The sequence below is a fragment of the Pseudomonas sp. LF-5 genome (assembly GCF_037626295.1).
Classification (GTDB): domain Bacteria; phylum Pseudomonadota; class Gammaproteobacteria; order Pseudomonadales; family Pseudomonadaceae; genus Aquipseudomonas; species Aquipseudomonas monsensis.
In genome coordinates, this window is the sequence record NZ_JARKMT010000009.1 from 22,384 (window position 1) to 35,550 (window position 13,167).

Annotated in this window: 5 protein-coding genes; 1 reads left to right on the forward strand and 4 read right to left on the reverse strand. The window is 60.9% G+C overall.

Annotated elements, in window-relative coordinates:
- Positions 1-74 precede the first annotated feature (74 nt).
- The 4 genes from astD to PseuLF5_RS21780 form a co-directional block, all read right to left on the reverse strand.
- The gene (gene astD, locus PseuLF5_RS21765; RefSeq protein ID WP_185015815.1) at positions 75-1,544 is read right to left on the reverse strand and encodes a succinylglutamate-semialdehyde dehydrogenase; all 1,470 of its coding nucleotides are present in this window, start codon (positions 1,542-1,544) and stop codon (positions 75-77) included.
- Positions 1,541-2,566, reverse strand: a complete 1,026-nt coding sequence (gene astA / locus PseuLF5_RS21770) for an arginine N-succinyltransferase (RefSeq protein WP_123467011.1) — start codon at positions 2,564-2,566, stop codon at positions 1,541-1,543. The genes astD and astA overlap by 4 nt, the downstream gene beginning before the upstream one ends.
- 51 nt (positions 2,567-2,617) lie before the next feature.
- Positions 2,618-3,637, reverse strand: coding sequence for an arginine/ornithine succinyltransferase subunit alpha (gene aruF, locus PseuLF5_RS21775; RefSeq protein WP_007951057.1), 1,020 nt, complete (start codon positions 3,635-3,637; stop codon positions 2,618-2,620).
- 204 nt (positions 3,638-3,841) lie between these two features.
- Complete coding sequence (locus PseuLF5_RS21780) at positions 3,842-5,062, reverse strand: aspartate aminotransferase family protein (RefSeq protein ID WP_340134743.1); 1,221 nt, start codon at positions 5,060-5,062, stop codon at positions 3,842-3,844.
- A gap of 305 nt (positions 5,063-5,367) precedes the next feature.
- Between PseuLF5_RS21780 and PseuLF5_RS21785 the strand changes: the two genes are divergently transcribed.
- Complete coding sequence (locus PseuLF5_RS21785; protein WP_340134744.1) at positions 5,368-13,164, forward strand: dermonecrotic toxin domain-containing protein; 7,797 nt, start codon at positions 5,368-5,370, stop codon at positions 13,162-13,164.
- The last annotated feature ends 3 nt before the right edge of the window (positions 13,165-13,167 follow it).

Consider the following 13,167-nt stretch of genomic DNA (forward strand, 5'->3'; position numbering starts at 1 on the left):
CACAGGATTAGCAGTGTTCACAGACTCTGTGTACGACTCAATCCCTGTGGGAGCTGGCTTGCCAGCGATAGGCATCAGACCATTTTCACGCCAGGCGTCAGGGCCGCCGGCAACACCAGGCTCGGTGTCTCCAGCGAGGCCACCGGGTACGCGCAGTAATCTGCCGCGTAGTAGGCGCTGGCGCGATGGTTGCCCGAAGCGCCGACACCGCCGAACGGCGCGCTGCTCGCGGCGCCGGTCAGCTGTTTGTTCCAGTTGACGATACCGGCACGGCTTTCCAGCCAGAACTGCTGATAACGCGCTTCGGAATCGGACAGCAAACCTGCCGCCAGGCCATACGCGGTGTCGTTGGCTTCAGCGATCGCTGCAGCAAAATCGGTGTAGCGGATCACTTGCAGCAACGGGCCGAACAGTTCTTCGTCCGGACGCTCGGCGACGGCGGTCACATCAAGAATGCCCGGGGTCAGCAAGGCCGATTGCGCCTGTGGCTGAGTCATTGCCAGCAGCGACACGGCGCCATTGGCCAGCAGATGTTGCTGGGCATCCATCAGCGCTTTCGCCGCGCCAAGGGAAATCACCGACCCCATGAACGGCGCCGGTTGCTGATCGAACGCACCCACCTCAATCGTCGAGCTGACTTCAACCAGACGCTTGAGCAGGCTGTCGCCCCACGCACCTTGCGGCACCAACAGACGACGGGCGCAGGTGCAGCGCTGGCCTGCAGAAATGAACGCCGACTGAATGATCGTGTACACCGCGGCGTCCAGATCAGCCACCTGATCGACCACCAGCGGGTTATTGCCGCCCATTTCCAGCGCGAGGATCTTGTCCGGACGTCCGGCGAACTGCTGATGCAGGTGATTGCCGGTGCGGCTCGAACCGGTGAAGAACAGACCGTCGATGCCCGGGTTCGCCGCCAGCGCGATGCCGGTTTCACGAGCGCCTTGCAGCAGGTTCAACACGCCGGCCGGCAGACCGGCTTCGATCCAGCACTTGACCGTCAGCTCGGCGACTTTCGGCGTCAGTTCGCTGGGCTTGAACAGCACGCTGTTGCCGGCCAACAGCGCCGGTACGATGTGCCCGTTCGGCAAGTGGCCCGGGAAATTGTAAGGGCCGAACACCGCGACCACGCCATGTGGCTTGTGGCGCAGCACGGCGGTGGCGTCGCCCAACGGGCCGCTCTTCTCGCCGGTGCGTTCGCGGTAGCTTTGCACCGAAATCGCGATTTTGTTGACCATGCTGGTGACTTCGGTCGCGGCTTCCCACAGCGGCTTGCCGGTTTCCTCACCGATGGTGCGGGCCAGTTCGTCGCTGTGGTTTTTCAGGGCGGCGGCAAAGGCCTCGAGCACGCTGATGCGCTCGTCGAGCGAACGGCGCGCCCAGCCCGGGAATGCCTGACGTGCCGCCTGCACGGCGGACTCGACCTGAGCGGCGGTGGCGCCCTCCCCCGACCACAGCACTTGCTGGGTCACCGGGTTCAGCGACTGAAAGGCTTCGCCCTGACCGGCCAGCCATTCACCTGCGATGTATAGCGAATTCATTATTTCGACTCCCGGGCAGCAGACAACGCCACGGCGCGCACTTGATCGCCGGCGTTGAGTTGAAGACGTTTGGCGGTCAGCGGATCGACCACCAGCGTGCCGGCGGCCAGACGGGCCGGGGCAGCGGTGATGCGGCAATCTTCGCGTTTGCGGTTATGGATGATGAACGGCGTAGCGTCATCGCCCGGCGTACCGATCGCCAGCACCAGCGCTTCGCTGTCACGCACGGCGCGGATCTTGCTGGTTTCGCACTCGATGGCAGGGCCGGCGTCGAAGATATCGACGTACCCCTGATAACTGAAGCCTTCGCCCTTGAGCATCGCCAGCGCGGGCTCGGTGTCCGGGTGCACCTGGCCGATGACGTTGCGCGCATCCGGCGAGAGGAAGCAGGTGTACAGCGGGAATTTCGGCATCAGTTCGGCGATGAACGCCTTGTTGCCGACACCGGTCAGGTAATCGGCCTGACTGAATTCCATTTTGAAGAAGTGCCGACCCAGGCTTTCCCAGAACGGCGAACGCCCGGCTTCGTCGGAGACACCGCGCATCTCGGCGATGATCTTGTTGCCGAACAGCTCCGGGAACTCGGCGATGAACAGCATGCGTGCCTTGGACAACATGCGGCCATTGAGGCCGGTGCGGTAATCGGCGTGCAGGAACAGCGAGCACAGCTCGGAATTGCCGGTCAGGTCGTTGGCGAGGAACAGCGTCGGGATCTCGCGATAGATGTTCAGCTCCTGCGAGGCGCTGACGGTCAGGCCGACACGGAAGTTGTACCACGGCTCACGCATCCCGACCGCGCCGGCGATGGCGGAAATCCCCACCACGCGACCGTTGTCGTCTTCGAGCACGAACAGGTAGTCCGCATCACCACGGCCGGCTTCGCCGCGAAAAGTCTTCTCGGCCCAGCCGACCCGGTGGGTCAGGCGTTCTTCGTTGGCTGGCAAAGTAGTCAGGCCGGTGCCGGTGCTGCGGGCCAGGTCGATCAGCGCGGATAAATCGCTGCTGCGTACGGGACGAACAATCATGCTATCTCCTCAAACGGGCCGCCTTCGCCACCCGTGAAACTCGCTAAGGCGTTAAACCGCCACCAGGCGCACGCTGGCACCTTCACCGACGCCCAGGGCTTCGGCCGCTTCCAGATCCAGGGTCACCGGTTTGCCCGGCGCGTAGTCCAGCTCCAGCAACACCGCGCGGTAATCCTGCAACTGCGCGTTGGCCACCAGATACTGGCGCCCGGCACCTTTGACCGGCTCACCGATCTTCACCGGCACCACGCGGCTCTGGGCGATCGAACGGATCCCCGAAACACGCGCATGCAGGGTCGGGCCACCGTCGAAGATGTCGATGTAGTGATCGGTCTCGAAGCCTTCGCGCATCAGGATGTCGAAGGTGATCTGCGCACGCGGGTGCACCTGGCCCATCGCTTCTTGAGCGGAATCCGGCAGCAGCGGCACGTAGATCGGGTAATGCGGCATCAGCTCGGCGAGGAACGTGCGGCTCTTCAGGCCACACAGGCGCTCGGCCTCGGCATAGTTGAGGTCGAAGAAGTTGCGACCGATCGCGTCCCAGAACGGCGAATCACCGTTCTCGTCGCTGTAGCCGACGATCTCGGTCACCACCGAATCAGCGAAACGCTCCGGGTGGCTGGCGACGAACAGCAGACGGCCACGGGAGTTGAGCTCGGACCACGGCGACCCCACCAGCTCGCGCTGCACGTAGAAACTGGTCAGCAGGCTGTTGCCGGTCAGGTCGTGGCATTGCGAGAGCACGTGGATCTTGTTGTGGATCTTCAGCTCGCGCGAGGCGTGGACGAAGGTCTCGTTGCGGAAGCTGTAGAACGGCTCCGAATAACCGGCCGAAGCAACGATGGCCGAACAGCCGACCAGTTTGCCGGTGGCGGTGTCTTCGAGGACGAAGAAGTAACTCTCTTCACCGTTGAAGCTGACTTCGGCGGCAAACGAGGCTTCGCTTGCGGCGATCTTGTCGCTCAGACGTTCCACGTCATCCGGCAAGGAAGTGACACCAATCGGACTGTCCGCAGCCAGACGCTGTACCTCGCCCAGATCAGCCATTTGCGCAGGGCGCATCACCAGCATGGTGTCACTCCTTTTCTCTTATCAATTCACAGAAAAAACACCGGACACTGTGGGAGCGAGCTTGCTCGCGAAAGCGGTATATCAGTCAGCTTAGATGGCGACTGACACTCCTTCTTCGCGAGCAAGCTCGCTCCCACATTGATAGTGCTCGGTATCAAAAAATTTGATCGACGCCTGGGAAAACTCCAGGCGTCGAAGGGCCTATCAGACTTGCGTCAGTTTTGCTGCGGCGCGTTCGAAGCGGTCCAGACCAGCGTCAATATCGGCATCTTCGACCACCAGGCTCGGAGCGAAACGAATCACGTCCGGGCCGGCCTGCAGAATCATCAGGCCTTCTTTTTCAGCGGCGTTGAAGATGTCCTTGGCCTTGCCTTTCCAGGCATCGCTCAGTACGCAACCGATCAACAGACCGAGGCCACGCACCTGAGTGAACAGGCCGTACTTCTCGCCGATCTGCTGCAGACGGGTCTTGAATTTGTCGTGCTTGGCGTTGACGCCGTTCAGCACCTCAGGGGTGTTGATCACGTCAATCACCGCTTCGGCTACCGCGCACGCCAGCGGGTTGCCGCCGTAAGTGGTGCCGTGGGTGCCGACGACCAGATGTTTGGCCAGCGCTTCGGTGGTCAGCATCGCCGCGATCGGGAAACCACCGCCCAGGCTCTTGGCGCTGGTCAGGATGTCCGGAGTCACGCCGTAATGCTGGTAGGCGAACAGGTGGCCGGTACGGCCCATGCCGGTTTGCACTTCGTCGAACACCAGCAGCGCGTTGTGTGCGTCGCACAGTTCACGGGCACCTTGCAGGTAAGCCAGTTCGGCCGGCAGTACGCCGCCCTCGCCCTGGATCGGTTCCAGCACGACCGCACAGGTCTTGTCGGACACCGCCGCTTTCAGCGCGGCCAGGTCGTTGTAAGGGACGTGGGTGATGCCGGTGATTTTCGGACCGAAACCGTCGGAGTACTTCGACTGGCCACCGACGTTGACGGTGAACAGAGTACGGCCGTGGAAGCTGTTGAGCGCGGCGATGATTTCGTACTTCTCGCTGCCGAAACGGTCGAACGCCACACGACGGGCCAGCTTGAACGCGGCCTCGTTGGCTTCAGCGCCGGAGTTGCAGAAGAACACGCGCTCGGCGAACGTGGCGTCGATCAGCTTGTGCGCCAGGCGCAGGGCAGGCTCGTTGGTGAACACGTTGGACACGTGCCACAGCTTGTTCGCTTGCTCGGTCAGCGCACCGACCAGCGCCGGGTGCGCGTGGCCCAATACGTTTACGGCAATCCCGCCGGCGAAGTCGATCAGCTCGCGGCCGCTCTGGTCCCAGACGCGGGAACCGGCGCCACGCACCGGAATGAAAGCGGCAGGCGCGTAGTTGGGAACCATTACCTGGTCGAAATCGGCGCGTTCTACCGCAGCGTGATCAACGGACATCGGAGTCTCCTGAAGAGGAACACCCGCCTGAAACTGGCGAGCTTGGTGAGGATTGTAAGGACAGTTTTCAGCCCGGCCTTGTCGCCAAGCGACAACTTCTTATAGCGCAAACCCTGAATTTTCGCGGGTTTACGGCAATGCGACATATAGCGTCGCAAAGGCGCAGTTTAAACTGTCGCTGCCGATTTGCGGCAGGCCCGGGAGGATATCAACTGAACGGCGCGGCACAGCTATAAATATGTACCGCACCCTCCATGCATCGTTCTGATTTGCTTGGTGCTTTCCAGATGCCAAGGATTGGCCCGATGCAAACGACCGAACACCCCAACGACACCACTTTCGGGGCACAACCCGACACTCACTATCTGCACCTGCAAGCCAGCCTGCCCACATGGCTCGGCAATGCTTCAGCGTCCAGACGCGAGGCATTGAAAAACACCCTGCCAGCGATGCCCCTTCAACTTCTAGCGCGTTCGGCGACCGAGCATCAGGCGCTCAAGGCGCTCAATTCCGCCCACTGGTCCGCCCAAAACGATGTCGACCGCCAACTGGAGCAATTCAGGGACATCAATGCCTTTGCCGAACCACTGCTCAAGGCCGCGATCAAGGCCCACTTCGATCTGGAGCTGGATGTCAGCAACATCCAGCTGCGCCTGTATATCCCTGCCACCACGCCGCTGTTCGGCATCAAGACCGGCGCACGCACGTGGACGGTGTCGCTGCTGGCGGCGGCGCTGCATAACTTCGAAGAAAAGGAGACGCAGGACGATGCCTATGACGCCGCTTCGACGTACATCATGCAGTCCTTGCCTTCCGCGCAGTACGACACGCCGCTCTCGGCCACCGCACAGTTCGACACCCTGCCCTGGCTCAAGGAAAAAATGAGCATCCCGGCGTTCACCAAAATGTGCCGGGAGCTGGACATTGGTGCGCAGTACAAGACGTACCTCGAAGACCACCTCGGCATGACCGACGCGAAAAAAGGCGCAACGTTACGCAAACATGTCGACAAGAGCGAAAAAGCCGCGCTCAAGGCCGCCCTGCAATTCGCCCGTCTGACGGGCGATATCAGCGACCGTCACTGTCGCACGATCGTTGCACTGATCGACGGCGTGCGGCACCTGCGCATCGACGGGCAGCACCTGCAAGCTCAGGCGCTGACCATGATGGGCGCGCCGCTCACCGGTATCCTGGTGTTCGCCCCCCAGGCCGATGAAGTCCACACAATAGCGCGGGTGGTCGCCTACGTCCCGGATGACCCGGAGCATCCGGTCAAGGAGTACGCCTCTTCGGCGGAGCTGGAAAAGGAACTGACCCGGCAGCTGCGCGCGCAGGACTATCAGAAATTCTTCAGCCGCTTCGTCAACCACGAACAGCGCGGCGTTTTCTTCTCCAGCCTGAACACTCGCCTGAGCCAGGTGAAGTGGCATGAAGCGGTGCACGGCAGTCAGGACCCGATCTGGCGCAGCGAGCCGCTCGAGAAGCCTGATCTGCAACTGGCCGCTACAGTGATCCTCGGTGATCTGTGGCAGCACCAGTACCAGAAAAAACTCAACAAGATTCTCAATGACGGCCAGGTCATCGCGGTCGCCACCGCCACGGTCGACTCGAATGCCCGCTGGGCGCTGTGGGATTCCTTCGTCGGTATCGCCTCGGCCATTTTGCAGACCGCCGTGTTCATCATCGCGCCGTTCGTGCCGGGGCTGGGCGAACTGATGATGGCCTACATGGCCTATCAGTTTCTCGACGAAGTGTTCGAGGGCATCGTCGAATGGGCGCAAGGCCAGCTCACCGAAGCGTTCACGCATCTGGTGGGGATGGTGGACGCAGCGATTCAACTGGGCCTGTTTGCCGTCGGCGGCTCGATTGCAGTGGGTGAGTTTCGTAAAGTCCTGCCCAAGGAAGTCATCGCGTTCATCGAGCGTTTCAAACCGGTGAAGCTGGCGAACGGCAATACCCGCTACTGGGATCAGGACCTGACCCGCTATCAGCAGAAATCCCTGCCGGCAGCCGATTCCAAACCCTCCCCACTGGGTCTGCACGAGCATCAGGGCAAACAGATTCTGCCGCTGGAAGACGCGCACTTTGCCGTCAGCGAATCCGCGATCCCCGGCCAGTACCGTATCGAACACCCGACCCGCCCCGACGCCTACCAACCCGTCGTGCGCCACAACGGCGATGGCGCCTGGCACACCGAGCTCGAACAACCGCTGGAATGGGACAAAGCGACCGCGTTGCGCCGCATCGGTCATGAGATGCAAGGGTTCACACCGGAACGGCGTGAACGCATTCTGCAAGTCAGCGGCTATGACGAAGACGCATTGCGCAATATGCACGCCGAGCAGGCGTCAGTGCCGCCACTGCTGGCCGACAGCATCAGCCGCTTCCGGATCGACCAGGACCTGCAAGTGTTCATCGACCAACTGGCCAGCGACCTGCCCGAACAATACCGCCGCGCCGATCCGCAGACGCAACTGCAATTGCTCACCGAACACGGACGCTGGCCTGCGGGTAAACGCCTGCGCTTGCTGAACCGACAAGGAGAGGTCATCTGGCAGTCGTCGAGCGACGAAACCTTGCCACTGACCGATCTGCGCCAGACCAGTCTGATCGACAATGATGTGCTCACGTCACTGCTGCAGGACCTCAGCGAACAAGAGGCCAAGGCCTTGCTCGACGAGCCGTTTGGTGGCCCGGACCTGCCGCTGGACATCCGCGCCCGCGAGTTGCGCAAACAACTGCTGCAATTGGCCAAGGCGCAACGCAGCAGCCTGTTCGAGTCGCGTTACCGAGCCCTCGAGAACGTCGACGACCCGCTGCACACCACCCTTGCGCAATTCGAACCGCCCCTGCCACCGCGTGTCACCCAGGAACTGCTCAACACCACCCGCAGTGATGAGCTGCTGCAAATCAGCGAAGGCCAACTGCCCCAGCGACAGCAGGAGCTCATGCAGGTGGCCAGCGAAGAAGTACGCGTCACCCGCGCATTCGAAGGGCTGGAACTGGACTCGGTGACCAATCCGGACACCGACACCCTGGTTCTGCACAGCCTGCGGTACGTGCCCGGCTGGAGCGGCGAGGTACGCCTGGAAATCCGCGACGGCACCTATGCCGGTCCGATGCTCGACAGCACCGGCCGCGCTGATGCGCCGGAACAAAAAGTTCTGGTGCGCAAACCCGATGGCACTTATCAGCCCTTCGATGACCGCGGGCATGAATTGCACGGGGCCACCGACGTGTACTCAAGCATCCTCTATGCGCTGCCGGACGCCGAGCGTCAGGCCATGGATATCCATATCGGTCAGGCAGAAAAACTCAAGACCGCCATCCGTGCACGGCCCCTCGATCGCAGCGATTTTCGTGTAGCCGTTTCGCTGGCGCCGGTCCGTCACCCGGAAGTCGACCCCCTGCGTCTGGTCGGCTTCCGGAGCCGTGAAAGACTGTCTCCCGTGTCAGAACTCCTTGCAACACGGCGCCAGGAGGTAAATCAGGCGCCTCTGGACAGGATTCGCGTGATCTATCGCGGTTACACCGCCAGGGACGCACGAGCCTTTGCCGCGAGGTTTGCGAACAACCCAAGAAGCATCGCCAATGAGCTCACCCGCCTGAGTGACGAGCTCACCCTGTTGCGCGACAACCTGCGTGTGTGGGAAACCCGGGTTCCGACGAGAGACCCGCGTAGCGCAATCGCGCTGACTGACACTCAACGTCGCGCGGCACAACAAAGCCGCCGGGCGTTCAGCAATGCTATCGAACGCTGCTGGCGCCGGGAAACACAGGAATCGGCCGGGTACCTGTTGCAGATCACGGATCCGATAATGGGCGATCTACCGACCTTGAGCGGCGACTTCAGTCATGTCAGATCGCTGATCCTGAACGGCAATGCCAGTACCCGTGGCCTGGAACCGTTTTTGCGACAATTCCCGGGACTGCATTCCCTGGACGTGCAGAACCTCGACCTGCCGACCCTGCCCCAGGCCCTGACCTCAATGCCGGGCCTGCAGCGACTGACCATGCGCAACTGCGGCATCACCATGACCCAGGCGAACCGGGCGACACTGACGTCCCTGCCGCAGGTCTCAGTCCTGGATCTTTCAAACAATCCGCTGGGTGAACCGGTTGATGTGCGCACGATGCCCGCATTGAGTTATCTCAACCTCGATAACACCGGCATTTCGACGGTGCCGGCGGGCATGCTTGTTCATCCAAACCTGGTCTCCGGACGGTTCGCCGGTAATCCGATCGCTGAAATTCCCGATGAGTTCTTCAATCTCGCCAGCGCACTCAGTGACAGATTCCTCTTCGGCGCCAACCCGCGGCTGTCCGCAGCCAGCCGGGAAAGAGTGAAGCTTTACTACCAACAGACACGCAAGCACTTCGGCGTAGTGCCTGACCTCGCCGATATCGAACTGGCCACCCGGCTCTTTCCCGCCGTCACCGCTGATCGAGCCGTGGACCTGATTTATCAATTACCCGGAACGCTGGTGGACGGCCACGCCAGACTCACAGCCTGGGAGGCAGAGTTTGGACGGCTGCAAGTCGAGCTCGCGAGATGGAGCAACGATACCCCCCGGCGCTCTCCCGCCACCCAAGAACCGTTGACGCTCAGCGAACGAACCCGCGATCGTCTCGCCAGGCTGGACTTCAGCCAGAGGCTGGAGAATTTCTGGCGTAACCAATCACCCTTCGTTCCCGAGCACCGCGGCAGTCAGTTGGAGCTGACCCTCGGATTCCTGGGCGATATGCCGGTGATCGATAGCGATTTCAACCATGTTGCCCACCTGACGCTCAATGGCAACAAAGGGGTGACCGGCGTAGAACCGTTCTTGCGACGCTTCCAGAAGCTGACGTCACTGGAGCTGAGTGTTTTCGACTTCGACCCGAACTCGCTGGCAGCTGTTGACCTGCCCGACCTGCAGACACTGCAACTCCAGGATTGCGGTGTAGTGATGACCCCGGAAAACCAGGCAAAGCTTGTCTCGATGCCGCAGTTGCAAATGCTGGACTTGAGCGACAACCCGCTGGGCACGTTTCCCGACCTGACTTTTCTGCCAGAACTGAACCGTCTCGATCTGGCCAACACCCACCTGTCGCAGGTGCCTCCCGGACTGGCCGATCACGCCAACCTCGTCATCGCTGTTTTCAGCGGCAACAGGATCAGAGAACTCCCCGTCGAGTTGCTTGACCTGCCCGCCATTCGCACCGACGGTATGATCTTTGCCGACAACCCATTGTCGCCGGTGACTCGCGAGCGGATAAAAACCTATTACCGCAAAACCGGGCAAGACTTCAATGTTCTGGCTGCTCCCGAGGACATCGAACTGATGCAATCACTGTTCCCGTCCCTTGACCAGGAAGACGCCAGCGGGATCATCTATGACCTGCCCGGAACACTGGCCGACAGCCGGACCCGGCTCAACATCTGGCAGGCCGAACTGACTACCCTGCTGGCCGATCTCACGGCCTGGGCAACCCAGGTACCGAAGCAGGATCCCGTGACTGGCGAAGCGATCAGCGCCGCCGAACAATTCATCAACACCACCTCCCGAAGGGAATTCGCCGACCAATTCGAGCAACTCTGGCGAACACGCTCAGAGACCTCCGGCATACGCATGGACGCCTTCACGGCTAACCCGACCTTCCAGGGCGACATGCCGGTTCTGACCGCCGATTTCAGCCACGTCTTGAAACTTAATCTTCGGGGCAACCCTGCGATCAGTGGCACAGGCCCGTTCATTGAGCAGTTCGGCAACCTGCAGATTCTTGAGCTCCACGATTTCTCCCTGGGCGAAATACCCGCGTCCCTGACACGTACGACGGAACTCATAGACGTCACGCTGGCCAACTGCAACCTGACCCTCACCGACAACGGCCAGACAGTACTGGAGTCACTGCCCGATCTTGAGAGCCTGGATCTGCGCCACAATCCGCTGACGCGGGCGCCGGACATCACGAACATGCCGGCACTCAGTGACCTTCGCCTGTCCAGCACCGAAATTACCGCAGTCCCGGACGGTATTGGCACACACCCGAACCTGCGTGAAGTGCACCTCGACAACAACGCGATTACCGACCTGCCCGAAGCCTTTTTTGAGCTCGACATCAAACTCGCCCGTGCGACAAAACTGTCCGCCAACCCTCTGTCCCGGGCAGCCCGCGAGCGCATCAAGGTTTATTACACGCAACACGGGGCCAACTTTGGCGTGCTGCCGGACCAGGCCGACATCAGCCGTACACGGAACCTGTTTCCAACCCTGAATATTAAAGAGGCCGCAGACGTGTTTTATCGTTTGCCCGGGACATTGGCCGATGGCACTGCGCAATTGGCGAGCTGGGAAACGGAAATCGGCAAAATGCTCAGCGATCTCGAGGCATGGTCGAATCGCGTCCCCGCCCAGGTCATGGGCGCTGCGGACAGGGCAACGCAGCGCCTGAACAGGCGCGCGTTCGGCGAGAAAGTCGAGCAGTTCTGGCGTAACCGGCACGTCTCCCGGTCAAAACCCGGATCCAATGGTTTTATCGCCGATCTGACTTTTTTCGGTGACTTGCCAGCGCTGACGGCTGACTTCAGCCACATCGTTCAGCTCTCCCTGATAGGCAACAAGGATTTGACCTCCGCTGAAGGTTTCCTGCGGTGCTTTACCGGATTGAAAACCCTGGCAATGCGCGACTTCACACTGGGCAAATTCCCTGAAGCTGTCGCCACCATGTCCGATCTCGAAACGCTGGTACTGAGTCGCTGTGACATCGTTTTCGACGAACCCGCGCAGACGCTCCTGTCGTCCCTGAGCAAACTGCAATCGCTGGACCTGTACGACAATCCTCTGGGCCGCACCCCGGTTCTTTCTGCTCTGCCGGAACTCAATGTCATCGACCTGGCCAGCACCGGAATCGACCAGATCCCCATCGGGCTGCTGGAACGCTCCAGACTCACATACGCAATACTCAGCGAAAATCGTATCAGCGAACTTCCGGAGGCCCTTTTCCGGGTCCCGGCCAACGTCAGCGACGGATTTGACCTGAGCAACAATCCGTTGTCATTGACGACACGGGAACGGATAAAGATCTACCACCAACGCACGGGAAGCGACTTCAATGTGTTGGTCGAACCCGAGGATATCGAACTGGGACGTACGCTCTACCCTGACGTCACCGGAGAGCGCCTGAGCAAGATCGTCTACAGCCTGCCGGGGACACTCGCCGAAGGGCGCCTGGAGCTTGTGCGGCGCCAGACTGAAATCGCCACCCTGTCCAGCGATCTGCAATCATGGGCCAATAGCGTTCCGCTCGACCCTGTCACTCGGGTCCCCCTGACAGACGACGCCCTGCTGCAGGAACGGGCCAACCGGATGAAATTCAAGGAACAGCTCGAACATTGCTGGCGCCGAATCACCCCGGACGATACCTCGGAGTTTGAATTCTCATCCAGCGTTCCGCTCACTGGCGAACTGCCGACCCTGTCGGCGGACTTCGGACATATCCGCACCCTGAAACTGACTCGAACAGGCGGCGCGGCCCCTCAACTCGGCCAGTTCCTGAATGGTTTTTCCAAGGTGCGCAGTCTGACGATCCAGGGATATCAACTGGGGAACATTCCCGACGCGGTGCTGACCATGGAGGATTTGGCTGAACTCAACCTGCCCGAATGCAACGTCACCCTGACGCCCGCCAACGTGGATGCATTGAGCGTCATGAATAACCTGAGTCGCCTTGAATTGCGCAACAACTCCCTGGGCCTGACGCCCGACCTCAGTCAGATGACCGCACTGGTCTGGCTGGATCTGGGCAACACAGGGCTCAGCCGAATCCCGTCAGGGTTGTTCAACCGTCCGCACCTGGTGTACGCCGACCTGTCCGGCAATGCCTTCACCGATTTGCCTGCCGAGTTGGCGAGCATCAATAGCGCCGACTTTATTTTCAGCGACAACCCGCTCTCGGGGGAAAGCCTGCACCACGTCGAAATCCAGCGTCTGGCAAGGGCAAATGCACTGGCCGAACAAAAACGACTGCAGCAGCAACTCCAAAACGTTACAAACCCGAACTTACCCTATGGCAGCGGTCAGTCCTCCACCTCAAGCGGACTCTCGGAATCGTCACGCTGACAG

Bases quoted from the DNA above. Each gene is read 5' to 3' on its own strand.
- astA (WP_123467011.1), bottom strand. From the start codon at position 2,566: ATGATTGTTCGTCCCGTACGCAGCAGCGATTTATCCGCGCTGATCGAC.
- PseuLF5_RS21785 (WP_340134744.1), top strand. From the start codon at position 5,368: ATGCAAACGACCGAACACCCCAACGACACCACTTTCGGGGCACAACCC.
- PseuLF5_RS21780 (WP_340134743.1), bottom strand. From the start codon at position 5,062: ATGTCCGTTGATCACGCTGCGGTAGAACGCGCCGATTTCGACCAGGTA.
- aruF (WP_007951057.1), bottom strand. From the start codon at position 3,637: ATGCTGGTGATGCGCCCTGCGCAAATGGCTGATCTGGGCGAGGTACAG.